General features: G+C 47.5%; 18 protein-coding genes. 13 read left to right on the top strand and 5 right to left on the bottom strand.

Annotated features, from left to right (window positions below; genetic code table 11):
• Positions 1–13: 13 nt before the first annotated feature.
• The 3 genes from H6G46_RS03520 (at position 14) to H6G46_RS03510 (ending at position 2,079) form a co-directional block, all read left to right on the top strand.
• Positions 14–1,261, top strand: a complete 1,248-nt coding sequence (locus H6G46_RS03520) for an aminotransferase class I/II-fold pyridoxal phosphate-dependent enzyme (RefSeq protein WP_010873729.1) — start codon at positions 14–16, stop codon at positions 1,259–1,261.
• 129 nt (positions 1,262–1,390) lie between these two features.
• Positions 1,391–1,723 (top strand): MliC family protein, encoded by a 333-nt coding sequence (locus H6G46_RS03515; RefSeq protein ID WP_010873730.1) that lies wholly within the window; start codon positions 1,391–1,393, stop codon positions 1,721–1,723.
• 32 nt (positions 1,724–1,755) lie between these two features.
• Positions 1,756–2,079 carry a hypothetical protein gene (locus H6G46_RS03510; protein ID WP_231848820.1) on the top strand — a complete coding sequence of 108 codons (324 nt, stop codon included), beginning with the start codon at positions 1,756–1,758 and terminating at the stop codon, positions 2,077–2,079.
• Between the two features lie 6 nt (positions 2,080–2,085).
• On the opposite strand, the gene H6G46_RS03505 is transcribed toward H6G46_RS03510, so the two are convergent.
• Both H6G46_RS03505 and H6G46_RS03500 read right to left on the bottom strand, forming a co-directional pair.
• Entirely contained in the window at positions 2,086–3,009 is a 924-nt protein-coding gene (locus H6G46_RS03505; protein ID WP_010873732.1) for a PstS family phosphate ABC transporter substrate-binding protein, read from the bottom strand.
• 112 nt (positions 3,010–3,121) lie between these two features.
• Entirely contained in the window at positions 3,122–4,315 is a 1,194-nt protein-coding gene (locus H6G46_RS03500; protein WP_010873733.1) for a DUF4105 domain-containing protein, read from the bottom strand.
• A gap of 192 nt (positions 4,316–4,507) precedes the next feature.
• On the opposite strand from H6G46_RS03500, the gene H6G46_RS03495 reads away from it, so the two are divergent.
• The 6 genes from H6G46_RS03495 to H6G46_RS03470 all read left to right on the top strand — a co-directional run bounded on the left by H6G46_RS03495 (position 4,508) and on the right by H6G46_RS03470 (position 12,235).
• On the top strand, positions 4,508–5,440 hold the full coding sequence (locus tag H6G46_RS03495; protein ID WP_010873734.1) for a GDP-L-fucose synthase: 933 nt from the start codon (positions 4,508–4,510) through the stop codon (positions 5,438–5,440).
• 25 nt (positions 5,441–5,465) lie between these two features.
• Entirely contained in the window at positions 5,466–7,379 is a 1,914-nt protein-coding gene (locus tag H6G46_RS03490) for a S9 family peptidase (RefSeq protein ID WP_010873735.1), read from the top strand.
• 94 nt (positions 7,380–7,473) lie between these two features.
• A complete protein-coding gene (rpmG, locus tag H6G46_RS03485; protein ID WP_010873736.1) occupies positions 7,474–7,671 on the top strand; it encodes a 50S ribosomal protein L33 in 198 nt (65 codons plus the stop codon).
• Positions 7,672–7,767: 96 nt separating this feature from the next.
• Positions 7,768–7,983 (top strand): 30S ribosomal protein S18, encoded by a 216-nt coding sequence (rpsR, locus tag H6G46_RS03480; protein ID WP_010873737.1) that lies wholly within the window; start codon positions 7,768–7,770, stop codon positions 7,981–7,983.
• 265 nt (positions 7,984–8,248) lie between these two features.
• A complete protein-coding gene (gene alr / locus H6G46_RS03475; protein ID WP_010873738.1) occupies positions 8,249–9,451 on the top strand; it encodes an alanine racemase in 1,203 nt (400 codons plus the stop codon).
• Positions 9,452–9,685: 234 nt separating this feature from the next.
• Complete coding sequence (locus tag H6G46_RS03470; protein ID WP_223211291.1) at positions 9,686–12,235, top strand: PAS domain S-box protein; 2,550 nt, start codon at positions 9,686–9,688, stop codon at positions 12,233–12,235.
• Here the strand turns inward: H6G46_RS03470 and H6G46_RS03465 are convergent.
• The 3 genes from H6G46_RS03465 to H6G46_RS03455 all read right to left on the bottom strand — a co-directional run bounded on the left by H6G46_RS03465 (position 12,184) and on the right by H6G46_RS03455 (position 15,747).
• Positions 12,184–13,878 carry a SulP family inorganic anion transporter gene (locus H6G46_RS03465; RefSeq protein ID WP_010873740.1) on the bottom strand — a complete coding sequence of 565 codons (1,695 nt, stop codon included), beginning with the start codon at positions 13,876–13,878 and terminating at the stop codon, positions 12,184–12,186. The two genes, H6G46_RS03470 and H6G46_RS03465, sit on opposite strands and share 52 nt — an antisense overlap.
• Positions 13,879–14,162: 284 nt before the next feature.
• Positions 14,163–15,278, bottom strand: a complete 1,116-nt coding sequence (locus H6G46_RS03460) for an ABC transporter permease (RefSeq protein ID WP_010873741.1) — start codon at positions 15,276–15,278, stop codon at positions 14,163–14,165.
• Positions 15,279–15,291: 13 nt separating this feature from the next.
• Positions 15,292–15,747, bottom strand: coding sequence for a pre-16S rRNA-processing nuclease YqgF (locus tag H6G46_RS03455; RefSeq protein ID WP_010873742.1), 456 nt, complete (start codon positions 15,745–15,747; stop codon positions 15,292–15,294).
• A gap of 228 nt (positions 15,748–15,975) precedes the next feature.
• Between H6G46_RS03455 and H6G46_RS18380 the strand changes: the two genes are divergently transcribed.
• From H6G46_RS18380 to rfbB, 4 genes are all read left to right on the top strand, one after another.
• Positions 15,976–16,272, top strand: a complete 297-nt coding sequence (locus H6G46_RS18380) for a hypothetical protein (RefSeq protein ID WP_223211292.1) — start codon at positions 15,976–15,978, stop codon at positions 16,270–16,272.
• Positions 16,273–16,324: 52 nt separating this feature from the next.
• Entirely contained in the window at positions 16,325–18,943 is a 2,619-nt protein-coding gene (locus H6G46_RS03445; RefSeq protein ID WP_010873744.1) for a replicative DNA helicase, read from the top strand.
• A 196-nt stretch (positions 18,944–19,139) separates the two neighbouring features.
• A complete protein-coding gene (locus tag H6G46_RS03440; protein WP_010873745.1) occupies positions 19,140–20,051 on the top strand; it encodes a MoxR family ATPase in 912 nt (303 codons plus the stop codon).
• 30 nt (positions 20,052–20,081) lie between these two features.
• Entirely contained in the window at positions 20,082–21,110 is a 1,029-nt protein-coding gene (rfbB, locus tag H6G46_RS03435) for a dTDP-glucose 4,6-dehydratase (protein ID WP_010873746.1), read from the top strand.
• The last annotated feature ends 27 nt before the right edge of the window (positions 21,111–21,137 follow it).

Below are 21,137 nucleotides of genomic sequence, written 5' to 3'. Positions count from 1 at the left end.
AAATAATGTCTTAATGAAATATTCCAGCTTCCTTAAACAAGCAGAAGAAAACCTAGTCCCAATCTTTTCGGAAATCGACGCAAAGGTCAAGGAAAATCTGTACAAAGTCATAGAGGCATTTCGGCACCATCGGGTAGGGGTACAGCACTTCGCCGGGGTGAGTGGTTATGGCCATGATGACCTAGGCAGAGATACTCTGGACGGGGTTTTTGCTCAGGTGATGGGGGCAGAGTCGGCCGCTGTACGGGTACAGTTTGTGTCCGGAACCCATGCGATCGCCTGTGCGTTGTACGGCATTTTGCGACCGGGGGATGAACTACTGTCGGCGGTGGGCTCTCCCTACGACACCCTCGAAGAAGTGATTGGTCTTAGGGGAAGTTGTCAAGGCTCCCTCGCTGACTTTAACATTTCTTATCGTCAATTGCCCCTCACGGCGGCCGGCACGGTGGATTGGCAAGGGCTAGAAACTGCAGTGCGTCCGGAAACTCGCTTAGTTTTAATCCAACGTTCCTGTGGTTACAGTTGGCGCCCCAGTTTGGCGATCGCCGACATTGCCAGAATTATCGAAATTGTTAAAGCCCAAAATCCTCGCACCCTTTGTTTTGTGGACAATTGCTACGGGGAATTCATTGAGACAGTGGAACCGACGGCGATCGGAGTGGATCTGATGGCTGGGTCTTTGATTAAAAATCCTGGGGGCACCATTGTTACGGCAGGGGGTTACCTAGCCGGGAAAGAGGAATGGGTGGAAGCGGGGGCCTATAGATTGACTGCCCCAGGCATTGGCCGGGAAGGGGGAGCCACTTTTGACCAAAATCGTCTGTTATTCCAAGGCCTCTTCCTTGCCCCCCAAATGGTGGGGGAAGCGATGAAATGTAACCATCTGCTGGCCCATGTGTTTGACCAATTGGGTTACCCGGTTAATCCTGCGCCCCTATCTCCCCGCCGGGATGTGATCCAAGCCATTCAGTTGGGCAGTCCAGAAAAATTATTGGCTTTTTGCCGGGCTCTACAAGGAGCTTCCCCCATTAGTTCCTATCTTCAACCCGTACCCGCCGCTATGCCTGGTTACGCCAGTGAAGTGGTGATGGCTGGGGGCACATTTATTGACGGCAGTACTTCCGAGTTGTCCGCCGACGGACCATTGCGGGAACCCTACACCGTTTTTTGCCAAGGAGGCACCCACTGGACCCATATGGCGATCGCCTTGGAGGAAATTTTGGCCGCCTTTGAGGAGTTGGAGGACGGGAAAAAAGCCTAGATCGTCAACATATCAGCCGTTTAGGGAAGTGGTCTGTGGCAGGGCTAGGAAGACCATCGCCGGTCATAGAATCAGGGTAGCTGGTCAAAACAGCCACAGTATTTGGAGGCGTGATTGACACGATTAGTTATGAAAAATTCCTATTCCGCTCTCTGGGGTCGCCCAGCTAAAGTTGTCCTAGTGGCCCTAATTCTTGGTGGCTTGGGTTTAGCGATACCTAGCTATGCCCAGGAGACCCAAACTTACTACTGCTCCCCAACCGAAACATTGACAATTAAAATGGTGGAAGGATCTGCCATTCAGGTTACCCTGCCGGATGGTCGCACAGTGGTTTTACCCCAAGCGGAATCGGCCTCTGGGAATAAATACAGCAATGGTTTCATCACCGTTTGGTCCAAGGGCAACACTGCCTTGGTGGAAGAGGGCGGCAACGTTAAATGGCAGGATTGCGTCAAAATTTGATCATGTTCATCCCTTCAGAGGACATTAACGCCATGGTTACTACTTCCACCGATCAAACCCGGCGATCGCCTACTTTTTTGTTGGTAACTTTACTGAGTTTGTTAACTGCGGCGTTGGTGTTCTTTCCCGTGCTGGCCCAGGCGGGAGAAGAGGAAAATCCCAATAATCCCATGGGTTACGAAGATGCGGACCGGAAGGATTACGAAAATATGAATCAGGAAAATTATCAGGATTTAACTGACGAAAAATCCGTCGATGATAATAGCTTAGATTACGAACAAGACGATCAGTATGAGAATGACAACCAGTATGAATATGAAAATCAAGATGATGTAAAGTACCGCAATATGAACTAATTAGACCTATTCAAAGGCATTGGTGATCGCCTGTTGACCCTGGGGGCTAGTGGCAAAACCCAAAAATGCTTCCACCTGGGGTGAGGGAGGCGTTTTGTAAAAATAAAATAATTGTCGTCGCAGGGGGTAATTTTCCTGGTTGGGGCTAAGGCTGTCAATGGGCACAATCCTGGCAGTTTGCTGGTTCTCTACCTGTCCATAGGTGGCGTAGCTGATGCCATTGCTACCCAAAGCCCGAATGATCGGGGTGGTGGCATCCCTGGGCATAGTTTGGAAATTTGCGCCCTGGCCAAACGCTTGTCCTTGCAACACTTGGGCGGCAAAGGTTTGTTGGGTGCCACTTTCAGAAGGTCGATTGATTACTTGAATAGTGTTGTTTGGCCCCCCAACCTCAGACCAGTTACTAATTTTTCCCGTAAAAATATCCCGCAACTGAGCCGAAGTTAACCCTCCAGCAAAGGGATTTTGCCTGCCCACCATAACGGCGATCGTGTCACTGGCCACCGGCACCGCCGCAAGGCCTTGGGCCTGTTCCTGGGAAGTGAGGGGACGGGAACTAGCAGATAGATCAACTTTGCCCAAAATTAGGTTCACAACGCCCTTGTCGGTGCCCTGGGCATCGGTTTGCACCACTGTGCCGGGGAAAGTTTGCTGAAATTGAGCCTTCAGGGCCTCATTGATGTTGACCATACTAGTAGAGCCATCAATGGTAACTTTTGTCCCCGCTGGAACTTGGGTTGGCGCCACAAACGCATCGGAAGCTTGCAATTCTGGGGGAGGAGGTAACTGCCCTGGTTCGTTAACCATCTCTCCTGGGTTTTCACCACCTGTTTGGAAGCGTTGCCATAGCCACCAACCGCCCCCTGCCACCACCACTCCGGTAATGGCTAAAGCTCCGATTAAGATAACCGCTTCATTTTTTTGCCCCATGGGTCATTGCTCCCAACTCTGTGCCATCGAAGTGGACAGATCATAGCCCATTTAGCTTTCGTTAACCTGTACTTAACCTCCCATCAATTTTGTCTAGTTCCCTCGATGAATTTTAAAGAAAACCCCAAGATTGAAGTAGCTCAAGAACAGCCGGCTCCTCCTCGTAATGACCAATAGCATTCACCTCATCAGGCGCAATTAATCCCCTTGTCCGCAGGGCTTCCGCCGACTTGTCTGGATGGATAGTTCCATTTGTCCAAGGGGGCCACAAACAATCTGGCTGAAACTGATGGCCCTTGGCATACTCAAGCAACCTAAACTGCCCATTCGTGCAATTCCGCTCCGTGAGCAAATAGTGCTTATTTAGGCGACTCTCTGACGAAATACGAAGAAATTTGTCTATATATCTATTGATTTCGTTATGGTTCAACTGAAGAGGATACTGATTAATATTTGCATTTTTCAACCGCGCATACGTGTCCCATAGGCGAAATTCCCTTGTGTGGATCGCGAAAACAAGTAAACGGGAGCCGTCAAGCACACTTAAAAGAAGTTTCGGGTTGTAATTAATTCGTCCTATTTCCTGGCCAGAGCCCACGCCGTGAATAGAAAAAAACAACTCATCAACAATCTTGTAAGGCACTGCTTCATATGGCCATTGGTGATGGAGTAAAACCTGGTGACCGGGTTTAAGCCTCATGCGAACCTGGGAGTGAATGCCTAAACGACCTAATACTGGTACATCCGCCTCAACAACTTGAAAAATCATGTCTGCAATTGAATCGCGAGAAAAGACCGCAATGGCAAAACCATCTAAGTCCCGCACATTGGCAATAACAACCTGATTTTCAGTTGGTTTTAATCCCAAAAAATTCAGCTCCCCTGGCGTTATTCCTATAACGGGCCTGAAGTGCTCAACATTCACACACTGTCCAGCGTCGGCCGGATTTGCTCCGGGAGGAGTGGCCGTTGACCAAAAAAGCCTACCATCTTCATTCTGCCAACGGCGAACACGGTCCGGATCTGGACGAATAAACACTCGCGAAGGAAATTCATAAGGGTCATCGGTCTGGCGGCAACTGTCATCCTCGTTGAAAGTCATTCCATGGGACATTAAAACCTCCCGATTGATCGCCTTACATTCTGGTTCTGCACCAGTAGCTTCCGACCCCATGAACACAACAGCAAGCGCACTAACTAGAAGTTTAATTACCGTCGATTTGGCTAACTTACCCTTCGAGAAAATTGTACTTGGACTATAAACACATAAGTTCTGATTTCGAAGGAAAAAATTGAGTTCCATCATTCATTTCTCTCCATTATCTGGATGCAAGCCAGAAAAAAGAAAAGACACGAGGAAATATTAAAGAGTGAAATATAAAAGACAATAATACTTATTATAATTAAAATGGCATGGTCACAGATGTGAAATAGTCCAACGCTCTCTCTTGTATGATGATAGGGCAAGAAAAGTTTCAGTATTTTTAAGGATAAACGGATGAAAATTTTGGTCACCGGCGGCACGGGCTTTTTAGGCACAACCCTCTGCAATCAACTAGAGGCCCAGGGTCATGAGCTAACCAAAATCAATTCCCGTAACTGTGACCTGACCCAACCGGATTCCCTACATCAGTTTACCAAGGGCAGTTTTGACCAAATTTATCACCTGGCTGCTTGGACCCAAGCGGGGGATTTTTGTTTGTCCCATCCGGGGGAACAGTGGCTGATCAACCAAAAATTAAACACTAACGTTCTAGATTGGTGGCATAGTCAACAACCCCAGGCGAAGTTGATTTTTATGGGCACTAGTTGCGCCTATGATCCTAATTTGCCCTTGGAGGAGGAATATTACCTCACTGGTTTACCCATTGATAGTTTGTTCACCTACGCCATGACCAAAAGGATGCTTTATGCGGGGGCGTTGGCATTGCAAAAACAGTATGGGCTCAAATATCTCTGCTTAGTACCTTCTACCCTATACGGCCCCGGATACCATACCGATGGGCGGCAGATGCATTTTATTTTTGACCTGATTCGCAAAATTATTCGGGGTAAGCTCTACGGCGAAACGGTTACTCTCTGGGGGGACGGTTATCAGCGGCGGGAATTGGTCTTTGTAGAGGATTTTGCCCGCATTGCCCTGGAACTGGCGGCCATGGTGGATAACGATTTAGTCAATATTGGCGCGGGGGAAGAATTTACCATTCGTCGCTTTGCGGAATTAATTTGCCAGGAAGTGGACTACGACTTTAACCTGATTGAATTCGATACCAGCCGTTACGTGGGGGCCAAATCAAAATGCTTGGGGGTGAAAAAACTCCATGGCCTAATGCCGGATTTACAACTGACCAGTTTGGATCAGGGTTTGGCCAAAACCATTAAGTGGTTCTGGAGCGAACAGGAAAAGTTGGTGCCTGCTTCTGTATCCTGAAAGGGTAACTAGTTTCCCCTCTCCTGTGATTTCCATGACCACTAAACAGATTGCCCCCTATGGTTCCTGGCGATCGCCAATTACGGCCGATGCGTTGTTGGCGGGGAGTATTGGTTTGGGGGCAGTGCAAAACAGCGGTGAAGATGTCTTTTGGCTAGAAGCGAGGCCGGCAGAAAAAGGGCGTAATGTTCTAGTTCACCGGCAACCCGATGGCACTGTGCGGGATGTCACTCCGGCCCCTTTCAATGTCCGCACCAGGGTACACGAATATGGTGGCGGAGCCTTTTTGGTCACGGCGGATGGGGTTTATTTCAGTAATTTCAGCGATCAACAGGTTTACGTCCAAGGCGTTGGGCAAGAACCGCAACGATTGACCAACAGACCAGACTGTCGTTTTGCTGATTTTGTTTTGGATCAACCCAGACAAAGATTAATTGCCGTTGGTGAACGTCATCACTCAGAAGCAAAGGAGCCGGAAAATTTTCTCGCCGCCATTAGTCTAGAAAATGGAGAGGTCACGACGATCGCCACGGTCCATGATTTTTATTCTTCCCCACGCCTCAGTCCTGACGGGCAGAAATTGGCTTGGATTACCTGGGACCATCCCCATATGCCCTGGGATGCGACCCAACTATGGTTGGCCGACATTGACCAAGCAGGGAACCTCAGTAATCTTAAAATCATTGCTGGCCAGGCAGGTAATGAATCCATCCATGAACCCCAATGGTCCCCCGACGGCAGTTTATATTTTGTTGGCGATCGGACTGATTGGTGGAACCTATACCGCTATCACAAAGGGGAAGTGGATAACGTTTTTCCCCTCGATGCAGAATTTGCCTATCCCCATTGGGTATTTGGTTTACGGAGCTATACCTTTGTCGATACCGACACGATTCTTTGTACTTTCACCCAGGATGGCGCTTGGCAGTTGGGCAAACTGAAACCCTCCCGTAAACAGTTAAGCATTTTGGGACTGCCCTACAGCAATTACTCTTCTTTATGTAGTGACGGCAAAACTCTCTGGTTCATTGGCAGTGGTCCCACCACATCATCCGCCGTGGTTGCCCTAGCAGTGGAGGCCCAAGAAACAGAAATTCTCAAAGTGGCTAGTGATTTTACCCTTGACCCAGCCTACCTTGCCCAGCCCCAAGCCATCAGTTTTTCCGGTGATGATGGTCAAACCGCCCACGCCTGGTACTATCCCCCCACCAACGGTGATTTCCGAGGCCCCTCCGATGCCCTGCCTCCCCTGTTGGTCAAAAGCCATGGTGGTCCTACGGCGGCGGCCGGTAATTCTCTGAGTTTAAAAATTCAGTATTGGACTAGTCGAGGCTTTGCCTATGTGGATGTCAATTACGGTGGCAGTACGGGTTATGGCCGGGATTATCGTCAACGGCTAAATGGTCAGTGGGGCATTGTTGATGTGGCGGATTGCGTCAATGCGGCCCGTTACCTGGCAGACCAAGGTTTGGTGGATGGGGAGCAACTGGCCATTTCCGGTGGTAGTGCGGGGGGCTACACTACCCTGGCAGCCCTGACTTTCCACAACGTTTTTAAAGCCGGGGCTAGTTATTACGGTGTGAGCGATTTGACTGCCCTGGCCACCGATACCCACAAATTTGAGGCCCGTTACCTCGACGGCCTAATTGGCCCCTATCCAGAAAGAAAGGATTTATACGAACGGCGATCGCCAGTGAACCATGCAGACCAGCTTACTTGCCCGGTGATTTTCTTCCAGGGCTTGGAGGACAAAGTTGTGCCCCCTAACCAAACGGAAATGATGGTGCAAGCCCTCAAAGCCAAAGGCATTAAGGTGGAATATGTGGCCTTTCCCGAAGAACAACATGGCTTCCGCATGGCCGCCAACATTAAAAAAGCCCTGGAGTCAGAACTTGCTTTCTACGGCGAAGTGTTCGGCTTTACCCCTGCCAAAAATTGACGGCCAATGACCAGGGGCAGATTTTGTCCCAAGACTAATTTGTGCAATAATCAGAGTTTGCGTATAAATTACCGTATTCCTTCCCGCAACAGTTATGGCTAAAAAAGGTAAGGGGGCACGCCTCGTCATCACCCTAGAATGCACCGAGTGCCGCAGTAACCCCGACAAGCGTTCCAATGGCGTTAATCGTTACACCACGATGAAAAATCGTCGTAACACCACCGCCCGGTTGGAACTGAAAAAATTCTGCACCCACTGCAACAAACACACTATCCACAAGGAAACCAAATAATTTCCCTGGTCTGTGAACATTTTCCTTAGTTCGGTATCCGCTTTGTAACCGAGATGCCCAAACTAGCACCCTATCAAGTCATCTTCGCTAATCTCCATGAACTACTACCGTAAACGCCTTTCTCCCCTGCCCCCCAATCAGCCGATTGACTATAAAGACACGGAATTATTGCGTAAATTCATCACTGAACGGGGTAAAATTCTCCCCCGACGCATCACTGGTTTGACTGCTAAACAACAACGGGACTTGACCACCGCAGTGAAACGCTCCCGTTTGGTGGCTCTCTTACCTTTCGTCAACAAAGAAATTTAGTTTTTCCGTCTTTGGGCTAAGAATAGTCTGAGAATAAGAATAAGTAGATATTCTTTATGCGTCTTTCTACCTCAGGGTAGCAAATACGGGGAAATGCAGTGGCTTTTGTGGTTGCTGCATTTTTCTTTACTCGTGAAATTCATCGGTCAGAGAAATTTTGGTCGGAGTAAGCCAATTTCTATCCTAGGGAACTGGAACTTTTCCAACTTTGCCCTTATCTTAGGCGTATCCCCTTGGGGAATTTGGGTGCAGAGGAGTAAACTTTATGGTCTTGAGTCGAGACGTTAAATCTTCCCCGGAGCAAGCCTCTAGGGTTTCGTCAACGTTATCCGGCTACCGTTTAGCTGAATTGATTCGTCAGCGGGCTTGGGTGGAAATTGACCAAGCGGCGTTGGTGCATAACGTCCGGCAGTTCCGCCAGTATGTGGGGCCAAAAACTAATTTGATGGCGGTGGTCAAAGCCGATGCCTATGGCCATGGAGCAGTCCGGGTAGCCCAAACTGCTTTACAGGCCGGGGCTGATTGGTTGGCGATCGCCACTTTGGGGGAGGGCATCGAACTGAGGGAAGCGGGCATCACCGCCCCGATTTTGCTTTTGGGAGGTATTAATAGCCCAGAGGAAATTGAAGCCATTGCCCATTGGCGACTACAGCCCACCCTCTGCTCCCCGGAACAGGCCCAATTGTTCAACGATATTTTGCTTAAGTTGGGTAAGGTTTTACCCGTACATCTCAAGCTGGATACGGGCATGACTAGGTTGGGTACTCCCTGGCCCCAGGCGGCGAACTTTGTTGGTTTGGTGCAATCTTTGCCCCAGCTACGGCTAGCTAGTTTATATTCCCATCTGGCCACAGCGGACGACCCCAACACCGCCACCATGCTCCAGCAACAGGAAAGATTTGCCAAGGCGATCGCCAGTTTGCGTCAAGCCCGATTACCCATACCCAAATTACATTTAGCTAATTCTGCGGCCACCCTCCACGGCCAGGCTTGGCACTACGACATGGTCCGGGTAGGTTTAGGTTTGTATGGCCTTTATCCTGCTCCCCACCTAGGCGATTGCCTGGACCTAAAACCCGTATTAACAGTGCGGGCCAAAATCACCCAGATCAGAACCATTCCCCCCGGCACCGGCGTTAGTTACGGTCACCAATTCGTTAGTGAAGAAACCATGCCCATGGCAGTAGTGGGCATTGGCTATGCGGACGGTGTCCCCCGTAATCTTTCCAATCAATTGGAAGTGCTTTTGCGGGGCCAACCAGTGCGACAAATCGGGGCCATCACCATGGATCAAATGATGGTGGATTTACGGGGCATTGATGATCCCCAAGTGGGGGAAGTGGTTACCCTGATTGGCCAAGACGGCGATCGCCAAATCACCGCAGACCATTGGGCCTCTACTTTGGGCACCATATCCTGGGAAATTCTCTGTGGCTTCAAACACCGTCTACCCCGTATTCTTATCTAATCAGCCATGGTGAATCCCTTGCAACCATAATTGCTGACCGGAAAAACTGCCCAGTTGCCAAGCCCCCAGAATTTCGCTCGAAGGTCAACTAAATGGGGCCGATTCGCTCTGTAAATTAATTCTTTACCCACAGGCGATCGCCCGAAAAACAAATTACCATAGTGGTGGATGACTGCCATTAACTTTTCAGTCGTTTTGTTTTATTTATTGACATACAAATTTTCCTAACCGGCATTGGCTGATTTTTTGCCCAAAAAACATATTCCTTTGTATTGGGTACTAATTCTCCCCTTAGTGCTGCAAGTTTTGCTGGTTATGGCAGTTTTGGTCTTTTCCGCGCTATCGTTAGATTTTTTCGGTCAACTTAATAATAATGTCTATCTTTTTCTAGTTCTGGGCATTATCATTTTTTTAATTCCCGCCCTGACTAGTCTCTACATTGCTCGTTTAGTCATTGAACCCCTACGAAAACTAGTTACTACCAGTCAAAATTTAGCCCAAGGCACTTCCCACGGCACCATAACACAACCAGTGGCCATTGCCGAAATTCAGCAGCTTGCCAAAGCCATCAATGGTATGGCCCTCCGGTTACAACAATCCCTGGCACAAACCAAGGAAGAACTCCAAGGCTCCAAAGAACTATATCGGCAAGTAGTACAAAGTCAGACAGATTTTATTTTACGCTCCCAACCAGATACCACCATCACCTTTGCCAACGATGCCCTTTGTCAAGCCCTAGGGCTTGCTTTACCCGAGGTAATCGGCTTGCAATGGCTAGACTTCATTGTTGAAGAAGACTTGAAAATAGTGCTGGACAAAATAGCCTGCTTAACCCCAGAACAGCCACAATTTATCAATGAAAATCAGGATAAAAGGGCAGGAGGAGTATTAGGTTACACCCAATGGGTTAGTCGGGGAATTTTCAATGACAAGGGTCAATTAATTGAAATTCAGTCCGTTGGTCGGGATATTTCAGCCCTGAAAGAAACCCAACTGGAATTAAGACAAAGTCAAAAATTTATTGAAAGCATTGCCGAAGCAACCCCCAGCCTTCTATACATATATGACCATATTAAGCAAGCCAATATCTATAGTAATCGTTCTGTTGCTGAATTTTTAGGTTATTCTCCAGAAGAAATTAAAACAATGGGGGCCAGCTTGTTTACAAATATTTGCCATCCAGAAGACTTGCCACGAATTTTAGCCGCCATTGAAAATTGTCAAAAATTAAGGGACGGTGAAATACTTGAAATTGAGTATCGTGTCCGAGATGCTAGACAACAATGGCGCTGGCTCCTAAGCCGAGACTTAGTTTTTACCCGCACAGAAACAGGACAACTTTGGCAAACCTTAGGCACAGCTCAGGATATTACCCAACGGAAAGAAGCGGAAATAGAGTTGGAAAAAATTAAAACTTTTCTTGCTTCCATTGTGGAAAATATTCCTGACATGATCTTTGTTAAAGATGCAAAAACTCTGAGATTTTTAGAATTAAATAAAGCTGGTGAAAGTTTAATCGGTTATACGAAAGAAGAAGTGTTAGGAAAAAATGATTATGAGCTATTTCCTCAGGAGCGGGCTGAATGGTTTATCCAAGAGGATAGGCAAGTTTTACTATCTGGAGAAGTTCAAGATATCCCCATGGAAGTTATCCAAACCTGCCACGAAGGGATACGTATTTTACACACTAAAAAAATCCCTATTTGTGACGCATCCGGTCAAGCGCAATATTTATTGGGTATTTCCGCTGATATTACTGATCTGTTGGAATCCCAACAACGTTTGCAGGAATTAGCTCGCCATATTCCGGGGGTAATCTATCAGTTTCGCATGCGTCCCGATGGTACTTTTCACTTTCCCTATGCCAGTGAGGGGATTCGGAAAATTTATGGAGTTAGCCCTGAGGAGGTAAAAGAAGATGCCACCCCAGTTTTTAACGTGTTGCACCCTGATGAATTGCCAGGAGTTTCCCGATCCATTTATGAGTCTGCAGCAAACCTAACTCCCTGGTATTACGAGTATCGAGTTTGTTTTGCTGATGGACGAGTGATCTGGGTATTAGGCTACGCCACGCCCCGGAGGGAAAGCGATGGAGGAACCATTTGGCATGGCTATATTAAAGACATTACTGATCGCAAAGAAGAAGAATATTTATTAATTAAAGCCAAAGAAAGGGCAGAAACAGCGGAGCAAACCTTACAAAAAGCTCAAATTCGGCTAGAAAGGTTTAATAAAAAACTAAGTCAATTAATAGATATTGATGGGTTGACGAAGATTGCTAACCGTCGTTGCTTTAATGTCCGCATTAAACAAGAGTGGCGGAGATTATCTAGGGCTCAAGTGCCCATATCCTTAATCATGTTTGATATAGATTGCTTCAAAAATTACAATGACCGCTATGGCCATCCGGAGGGGGATCTGTGCTTAATTAGGGTGGCCCAAGCAGCTAGAAAAGCTGCCAGTCGGCCAGCGGACTTAGTGGCCCGTTTTGGGGGGGAAGAATTTGCGGTGCTTTTGCCCGAAACCGACACCAAGGGGGCAATTATGGTTGCCGAGAAAATCATTCAAGCCATCAGCCAATTGGCGATCGCCCATGAAGCTTCCCCCATTAGTGGGCAAATCACAATCAGTTTGGGCATCGGCACCCAGTTTCCCTCCAAGGAACTCATCTCCAGGACCCTTATCAAACAAGCGGATATGGCCCTGTATGAAGCAAAACGCCGGGGCAGAAATCAGTATGTGGTCTGGACGGAAGAACTGGAAGGGGAGTCCTCACTTTCATGAGGTCCCAAAGCTAGGACAGCGTCCTTGAGAGCTTCAGAACGGTCGTCATAGCAATTACTTTCAGGAACAAAGCGGAACACTTGCAATTTTTCCAAGCGTCGCTTGGTTTGCCCTGTTGCCCCCACAATGTAAACGGCCCGACCTTTTTCCGCCGCTTCTTCAATGGCATTTTCCAGGGCCAGGGAAGCGGTTACTCCCAAATGGGGCACATCGCTCAGATCAAAAACAATGGCGGCACATTCTTGAATGGCATTATGTTCCCTGGCGATCGCCTTGGCCACCCCAAAAATCATTGGGCCACTGAGTTGGAAAAGCAAGACCCGGCCATTGCCCTCATCTAGCCAACGTTTCTCATTGGCGGAAAGGAGAATTTCGTCGTCGGCATCGCTAATACTTTTCACAGCTTTGGACTGCAACGCACTCATACGGTCAATGGTGAGAATATTGGCAATAAATACACCAATACCTACTGCCGCAATTAAATCCACCAACACCGTCAGGACAATGACGGCATACATAATCAAGGCCCCTTTGATGGAGACATGGTGAGCCCGCTTGAGGAACCCCCAATCAATAATGTCCACCCCAACTTTGAACGCAATACCAGCCAATACGGCTAGGGGAATGGTAGCCGCCAATTTAGCTGCGCCTAAAATTACCACCAGCAACACCATCGCCCGGATCAAGCCAGACAGAGCTGTGCGTCCCCCGGACTGGATATTTACCACCGTCCCCATGGTGGCCCCAGCTCCCCCCAAGCCACCAAATAAACCGGACATTACATTGCCGATGCCCTGGCCGACTAATTCCTTGTTGGAGTTATGTTCTGTGCGGGTCAAGCTATCAGCCACCACCGAAGTCAGGAGGGCATCAATACAGCCCAGCATTCCCAGAACAGCCGCATCAATCAGCATTCTCTGTAATTGATCAGCCTGAAACACTGGTAGCTGTAGAGCGGGCAAACCGGCCTGAATTTCCCCAATGCGACGGATATCCAGATCGCCAAATAGGGTGATGGAAATAATTGTCCCCAACACTAAAGCCACCAATTGGGGCGGAGCAAACTTTTTCCAACGGGAAGGCATAAACCAAATAATGCCCACCGTCATGAGCGCCAATAGGGTTTCCACCGGCCTGACATTGCTTACTAGGTTAGGGAGGGCCTGGAGGGTGCCGATTACCCCTCCCTTGGGACTAGCTTGGCCAAGAAAGGGAGCCAGTTGCAAAATCACCAAAATAATCCCAATGCCGGACATAAAGCCGGAAATGACTGTGTAGGGCATCATGGTGACATATTTGCCCAATTTGAGCAGACCAAAGGCAATCTGGAACAACCCCGCCATCATTACCACAGTGAAGGCCATGGCCAAGCCATTGTCGGGATCTGCCGCCACTAAACTAGCAATAACCGCCGTTTGCACCACCGTCATGGGCCCAGTCGGTTCGGAAATTAAGGTGGGGGTGCCGCCAAATAAGGCCGCGAAAAACCCTACGATCACCGCCCCCCAGAGTCCGGCCGTAGCCCCTGCTCCGGAAGCAATCCCGAAGGCTAAGGCCATGGGCAGGGCAATAACCGCCGCTGTAACCCCGCCAAAAAGGTCCCCCTGCAGGTTCCTAAAATGAATTTTGTTAGTTATTTGCATTATTCAATATCCCCAAAAATGGGTTAGTCATAGTCTTTAGTCTATTTAAAATAGATTTCCATAGAGAATATTCTAGGGCTGGTTTTTACTTCAGGCAATGATACAGATAGATAAAATCTATACCAAATGTCAAAAGAGGACTCCCGTTAGAGCCTGAGCGGTGAGATCAATTTTGGCCAATGATTAAACTAAATCTTTTTAGGGATAGGGATTGATCGGTGCTCTGCTGTCGAGCTTGGCAACCATAAATCTTCCCCAGCCCCCATTGAGCAAATTTTTCTCTATTATTCCCCTAAACTGCGGGGATCTAGGGCATCTCGCAGGCCGTCTCCCAATAGATTAAAGGCCAAGACAGTCAAAATAATTAGTACTGCGGGGGGCCAGACCAACCAAGGTTGCAACACCAAGATAGAAGCATTGGTGGCAATGGAAAGTAAATTTCCCCAACTAGGATCCGGTTGTTGAATGCCCAGGCCGATCAAGCTCAACACTGATTCGGCCACAATAAATCCGGGCACTGCCAACGTGGCGGAAATAATAATGTAACTGGCGGTTTGGGGCAAAATGTGGCGCACAATAATCCTTGGTGCCCCGGCCCCCATGGCTTTGGCGGCTTGGACGTATTCCTGTTGTTTGAGGGAAAGCACTTGACCTCGAATTACCCTAGCTAACCCAGACCAACTAATGAAAGAAGTAATTACCACAATGAGCAAAAACCTTTGGGCACTGCTCAGACCAGGAGGTAACACCGCCGCTAGGGCCACCAACAGGTAAATGCCAGGGATGGTCATCAGCACTTCTACTAGACGCATTAAAACCACGTCTAACCAACCACCGAAGTATCCAGCAATGCCTCCCACCACCATGCCCAGGGGAAAGGAAATGGTAATCCCAATCAAGCCAATGAATAAACTAATGCGGCCACCAAATAATAAACGGCTAAATTGATCCCTTCCTTGTTCGTCTGTCCCCAATAAGTTGAGCTTACCCGGCCCTAAGGTACCAATTAAATGGCGATCGCCTGGGATACCCGGAAAAATTTCCACTGGGGCAAAACTGGGGGGTAAGGGTAATTTAATTTGTCCCCAGACGTAACTATCCCCTTGGACCCAAAGGCGGACTGGGGAAGGTTGGCTGAAATCTATCTCTAAAGGTCTTAATCCCGTTTCTAAATCGGTGGGTAACTGGCGGGTGGGGTAAACGGTGGGCCCGATCCATTTCCCCCCCGGCGATCGCCAATGGATTTGGGTGGGAGGCAGTAGGGAACCATCCACTTGGGCGTTGTAGGGATTATAGGGGGCAAAAATATCCGCTCCAATGACAGCGACGTAAAACAACAATAGTAGTATGGCACCCCAACGAGCCAGGCTATTGCGCCGCAGTTTTTTCCACCAATCCATAAAAATTTGTCCCCTAGCAACGGCCGCTATCCAAATCCAGATAACGCTCAATCAACAAAATAGCAACAATATCATCCACCGGGCGGGGGGGAGTCCTCAAACCCAAGGGCACCAAACGCCCTAATCCCTGAGGAGGATACATTTGCCAATATCTTTGCCTGGCTTCCACAGTACTGTTTTTTTCGTTCACCAATGCCAGGGCCATGGCTGGGAGTAAGTAACTTTGCAATTGTTTTTGCCATTGTTTAGCGGTGGTTTGATTCCCCATTACTACTTGCTCCACTTGATACTGCTCACACAGGGCCGGCAGTCGCTGGGGCACTTCCTGGGCCGCAATGGTTTCATGGTACAAAATTTGGCGATCGCCAGTCATCACCGCCACCCCGCATTTATCCCGACCAGGATCAAATCCTAAATAATTCATACAACTTGGTAATTTATTTAATTTTCCAGTGGGCCAACGTCCCATGGTAATGGTTAGGCTGTCATCCAAAAACTTGGTCTTTAACCTAGTCCGAGAAAATCTTTGGAAAAGCGTCGTACCATTGAAAAATCTATCGGAATTCCTTTGCAAAGGAGAATTTTCACAAAACTTCTTGACCGGGGTTGAAAGTGAATTTTTCCCTGGGCAGTCAGTCTAGGGTGTGATAGAGAGAAAAGGCGGTTGAGTATATCATGGGCATATAAGACGTTTTTGTTGGTTGCCACTGCCTTGCATAGCGAAGTTATTTGTTTTCCTCAACTACCCCTCGCTGTTTACCGGGAAATCGCGGCCCATGTGCAACAGCTTGCCGGTGTGACCGCGACCCTTCTGACTCCCACTTTTACCCAGTTTGACTATTTCAACAGTCAGGTGGGGGGCCTGGAGCTGACCCTACAGGATGATTTTTCCCCCGGCGATCGCCAAATTATTGAGGAAATTCTCGCCTTCTATGCCAAAAGATACGGCACTCCCGAGCGACGGCCCGCCATGGTTTCTTCCTACACCGCTTAGAATATCTGCTCCACTGGTCGAGAACTAGACTGTCCCCAATCATTCCAACTTGATGGCTGCTAACCCTGCCCTGCCCCCCCAAAACATTGAAGCTGAAGAGTGCATCCTGGGGGGGATTCTCCTCGATCCAGAGGCCATGGGGCGCATCATTGACCTCCTGGTAGTAGACGCTTTTTACGTCAAGGCCCATCGTTTGATCTATGAGGCCATGCTTAGTCTCCATGGCCAAAGTCAGCCCACGGATTTGATGTCTGTCAGCAGTTGGCTCCAAGATCACCATCATTTCGAGGCGATCGGGGGCATGGTGAAATTAACTCAATTATTAGATCGCACCATTTCAGCGGTGAACATTGACCGTTTTGCCGCCCTAATCATGGATAAATATTTGCGTCGCCAATTAATTGCAGCGGGGCATGACATCGTTGATTTGGGTTACGAAACTAGCAAAGAATTAGAAACAATTTTCGATGAATCGGAACAAAAAATATTTCGCCTCACCCAATCTCGTCCCCAAGCAGGGCTAGTACCGTTATCAGAAACCTTAGTTAATACTTTCATTGAATTAGATAAATTACACGAAAAACTTTCCAGTCCAGGGGTAGAAACCCAATTCTATGATCTTGATGCAATGACAGGGGGATTACAGCGGGCAGATTTAATTATTTTGGCCGGCAGGCCGTCGATGGGAAAAACGGCATTCGGTTTAGGAATTGCCGCTAACATCGCTAAAAACCAGAATTTGCCTGTGGCTATTTTTAGCTTAGAAATGTCCAAGGAACAGTTGGCATTAAGACTAGTGGCTAGTGAATCCTTAATTGATAGTAACCGTTTACGGACAGGGCACTTTAGCCAAGCAGAATTTGAACCTTTAACGGCGGCCATGGGCACCCTTTCCAGTTTACCTATCTACATTGACGATACGGCAAGTATTTCCGTAACCCAAATGCGTTCCCAGGTGCGTCGCCTCCAAAGTGAACAAAAAGGTCCATTGGGTATGGTTCTAATTGATTATTTGCAACTGATGGAAGGAGGCAGTGATAATCGGGTACAGGAATTATCAAAAATTACCCGTTCTCTCAAAGGTTTAGCCAGGGAAATTAACGCGCCAGTAATTGCTTTATCTCAGTTAAGTCGAGCGGTGGAATCTAGAACTAACAAACGGCCAATGATGTCAGATTTAAGAGAGAGTGGCTGCATCAGTGGAGATAGTTTGATCAGCTTGGCGAGCACAGGAAAAAGAGTTTCTATTAAAGATTTGTTAGATGAAAAAGATTTTGAAATATGGGCAATTAATGAACAGACGATGAAGCTAGAATCAGCTAAAGTTAGTCGTGTATTTTGTACTGGCAAAAAGCTAGTTTATATTTTAAAAACTCGACTAGGTAGAACTATCAAGGCAACAGCAAATCATAGATTTTTAACTATTGATGGTTGGAAAAGATTAGATGAGCTATCTTTAAAAGAGCATATTGCTCTACCCCGTAAACTAGAAAGCTCCTCTTTACAATTAATGAGTGATGAGGAACTAGGATTACTAGGGCATCTAATTGGTGATGGCTGTACTTTACCTCGCCATGCTATTCAATATACAAGCAATAAAATAGAATTAGCTGAAAAGGTAGTCGAATTAGCAAAAGCAGTTTTTGGCGACCAAATTAATCCTCGTATCAGCCAAGAAAGGCAATGGTACCAAGTTTATATCCCTGCTAGTTATCGGCTAACCCATAACAAAAAAAATCCGATTACAAAATGGCTAGAGAATTTAGACGTATTCGGACTGCGTTCCTACGAAAAATTTGTTCCTAATCAAGTTTTTGAACAACCACAGAGGGCGATCGCCATTTTTCTAAGACATTTATGGAGTACAGATGGTTGCGTCAAATTAATAGTAGAAAAATCATCTAGACCGGTAGCTTATTACGCAACTAGTAGCGAGAAGTTAGCAAAGGATGTACAGTCGTTACTCTTGAAATTAGGCATTAACGCACGTCTATCAAAAATAAGTCAGAATGGCAAAGGCAGGGATAACTATCATGTAACCATTACAGGGCAAGCTGATTTACAAATCTTTGTTGATCAAATTGGCGCTGTTGACAAAGACAAACAGGCAAGTGTTGAGGAAATTAAAACCCATATCGCTCAACATCAAGCAAACACTAACAGGGATGTCATTCCAAAACAAATTTGGAAGACCTATGTGTTGCCACAAATTCAAATAAAAGGGATAACTACTCGCGACTTGCAAATGAGACTTGGTAATGCCTACTGTGGGACAGCTCTTTATAAACATAATTTGAGTAGGGAAAGAGCAGCAAAAATAGCCACTATTACCCAATCACCAGAAATAGAAAAGTTGTCTCAGAGTGATATTTACTGGGACTCCATCGTTTCTATTACGGAGACTGGAGTCGAAGAGGTTTTTGATTTGACTGTGCCAGGACCACATAACTTTGTCGCCAATGACATCATTGTCCATAACAGTATCGAACAAGACGCAGATTTAATTATGATGATTTATCGAGATGAATATTATAATCCCGACACGCCGGACCCAGGGGTAGCAGAATTGCTAATTGTTAAACATAGAAATGGACCCACTGGCGTAGTTAAATTGTTATTTAAACCGGAATTTACCCAATTTTTAAATTTGCAACGAAGTAATGATTACTAGATTGAGTAAAGAAAGTTTTACCCACAAAGTTTCTGGTAAATTGATTGCCAAAAGCTTTTCCCTGCTTTTTATCCATCAATGGTGAACCAATGGGATTCGCAAATACACAGTCACCTTGGGCACATCGGGTGAGGTACAGTAAAAGCTGTTAATTTGTTATCCAAATCCCCCTAGCCTGCGGCGCTATGCTTCCCCTATGCGAGAACAGATTTCTGTCCTTACCCAAAATCTTAGTCAAACCATTGTGGGCAAGGATGAGGCTATTCGTTTGGTGTTGGTGGCCCTGTTGAGTGGGGGCCATGCTTTGCTGGAAGATGTGCCCGGTGTGGGCAAAACCCTCTTAGCTAAGTCCCTGGCCCGTTCCATTAACGGCAAGTTTCAGCGGGTGCAGTGTACCCCCGATTTATTACCAACAGATATTACCGGCACTAACATTTGGAACCCCAGTAGTCGTGAGTTTGAGTTTTTGCCCGGCCCGGCGTTTGCCAATATTCTCTTAGCCGATGAAATTAACCGGGCTACCCCCCGCACCCAGGCTGCTTTGTTGGAGGTGATGGAAGAAAAACAGGTCACAGTGGACGGTGAAACCCGTTTGGTGCCCCATCCGTTTTTTGTCATTGCTACCCAAAATCCCATTGAGTACCAGGGCACTTTTCCCTTGCCAGAGGCCCAGTTAGATCGTTTTGCCCTTTCCCTCAGTTTGGGTTATCCGTCGGAAGCAGAAGAACTGAAAATGCTCCAGCGGCAACAAAATCCAGAGGCGATCGCCGTGGGAGATTTAGAGTCTTGCATTTCCTTGGAAGAAGTGGAGGCATTACAAAAAGCGGTGCGGCAGGTAAAACTAACGGAGGATTTGCAACAGTATCTCCTACGCTTAGTGCGGGCCTCCCGGACTGATGAGGACGTTACTTTGGGGGTTAGTCCCCGGGGCACAACAGCTCTACAACGGGCAACCCAAGCCTTTGCCTTTTTGGAAGAACGGGATTATGCCATTGACGACGATGTGAAATTTGTTGCTCCCCATGTGTTAGCCCACCGCTTAATTCCTGCGAGCGGCAAAGATCCCAAGGCAATTTTGCAAAGACTTTTGGACAGCGTACCCATTTAATTTATTTAACCAAATCGTTCTTTCTTTCCCATGGCAAAAACTCCCATTTTGGTCACCGGTGGGGCCGGTTTTATCGGTGCCAACTTTGTTTACCATTGCGTTCAAACCTGCGGCGATCGCCGTATTGTTGTCCTCGATGCCCTCACCTATGCTGGGAACCGAGCCACTTTAGCACCATTGGAAAAACTGCCCAATTTTCGCTTTGTCCAGGGAGATATTGGCGATCGCCATTTGGTGGATCAACTATTGAGGGAAGAGCAGATTGAGACCATAGCCCATTTTGCGGCGGAATCCCATGTGGACCGTTCCATCCTTGGCCCTGGAGCCTTTGTACAAACCAATGTGGTGGGTACTTTCACCCTGTTGGAAGCTTTTCGAGAACATTGGCAAAGGCGGGGAAACCCAGCCCAATTTCGCTTTCTCCACGTTTCCACCGATGAAGTTTACGGCAGTTTAACCCCCAATGAACCGGGTTTTTCGGAAACCACCCCCTATTCCCCCAACAGTCCCTATTCCGCTTCCAAGGCCGGCAGTGATCATTTGGTGCGGGCCTATTTTCACACCTACGGCTTGCCCACTTTAATTACTAATTGTTCCAACAATTATGGCCCCTACCAATTTCCCGAAAAGTTAATTCCCCTCATGTGCCTCAACATTCTGCGTGGGGAAAAGTTGCCGGTGTATGGTGACGGTCAAAATGTGCGGGATTGGCTTTATGTCACAGACCACTGCCAAGCTCTGGACTTAGTTTTGCACCAAGCCTTGCCAGGGGCAACCTACAACATTGGCGGCAACAATGAAGTTAAAAATATTGAATTGGTAGAAATTTTATGCGACTTGATGGACGAATTAGCTCCTGATTTACCAGTTAAGCCGGCACGACAACTGATTAGCTATGTGACCGATCGCCCTGGGCATGATCGCCGCTACGCCATTGATGCCAGCAAGATTAAACGGGAGTTGGGCTGGGAACCAAAAGTAACAGTGGAACGGGGCTTAAGACAAACAGTGCAATGGTATTTAGACCATGAAGCCTGGTGGAGGCCCCTGTTGGGTTAGTGAATATCAACCAAAGGCGATCGCCTA

It is taken from the genome of Synechocystis sp. FACHB-908 (assembly GCF_014698595.1).
GTDB lineage: Bacteria > Cyanobacteriota > Cyanobacteriia > Cyanobacteriales > Microcystaceae > Synechocystis.
Note: the sequence above shows the minus strand (reverse complement) of the source record. Positions and strands in the feature narration are given on the sequence as shown.

What these genes read in the sequence shown, in the direction of transcription:
- H6G46_RS03520 (WP_010873729.1), top strand. Translation starts at nt 14, where the DNA reads ATGAAATATTCCAGCTTCCTTAAACAAGCAGAAGAAAACCTAGTCCCA.
- H6G46_RS03510 (WP_231848820.1), top strand. Translation starts at nt 1,756, where the DNA reads ATGGTTACTACTTCCACCGATCAAACCCGGCGATCGCCTACTTTTTTG.
- rpmG (WP_010873736.1), top strand. Translation starts at nt 7,474, where the DNA reads ATGGCTAAAAAAGGTAAGGGGGCACGCCTCGTCATCACCCTAGAATGC.
- H6G46_RS03515 (WP_010873730.1), top strand. Translation starts at nt 1,391, where the DNA reads ATGAAAAATTCCTATTCCGCTCTCTGGGGTCGCCCAGCTAAAGTTGTC.
- H6G46_RS03460 (WP_010873741.1), bottom strand. Translation starts at nt 15,278, where the DNA reads ATGGATTGGTGGAAAAAACTGCGGCGCAATAGCCTGGCTCGTTGGGGT.
- H6G46_RS03455 (WP_010873742.1), bottom strand. Translation starts at nt 15,747, where the DNA reads ATGGGACGTTGGCCCACTGGAAAATTAAATAAATTACCAAGTTGTATG.
- rpsR (WP_010873737.1), top strand. Translation starts at nt 7,768, where the DNA reads ATGAACTACTACCGTAAACGCCTTTCTCCCCTGCCCCCCAATCAGCCG.
- rfbB (WP_010873746.1), top strand. Translation starts at nt 20,082, where the DNA reads ATGGCAAAAACTCCCATTTTGGTCACCGGTGGGGCCGGTTTTATCGGT.
- H6G46_RS03465 (WP_010873740.1), bottom strand. Translation starts at nt 13,878, where the DNA reads ATGCAAATAACTAACAAAATTCATTTTAGGAACCTGCAGGGGGACCTT.
- H6G46_RS03445 (WP_010873744.1), top strand. Translation starts at nt 16,325, where the DNA reads ATGGCTGCTAACCCTGCCCTGCCCCCCCAAAACATTGAAGCTGAAGAG.
- H6G46_RS03495 (WP_010873734.1), top strand. Translation starts at nt 4,508, where the DNA reads ATGAAAATTTTGGTCACCGGCGGCACGGGCTTTTTAGGCACAACCCTC.
- H6G46_RS03440 (WP_010873745.1), top strand. Translation starts at nt 19,140, where the DNA reads ATGCGAGAACAGATTTCTGTCCTTACCCAAAATCTTAGTCAAACCATT.
- H6G46_RS03505 (WP_010873732.1), bottom strand. Translation starts at nt 3,009, where the DNA reads ATGGGGCAAAAAAATGAAGCGGTTATCTTAATCGGAGCTTTAGCCATT.
- H6G46_RS03500 (WP_010873733.1), bottom strand. Translation starts at nt 4,315, where the DNA reads ATGATGGAACTCAATTTTTTCCTTCGAAATCAGAACTTATGTGTTTAT.
- alr (WP_010873738.1), top strand. Translation starts at nt 8,249, where the DNA reads ATGGTCTTGAGTCGAGACGTTAAATCTTCCCCGGAGCAAGCCTCTAGG.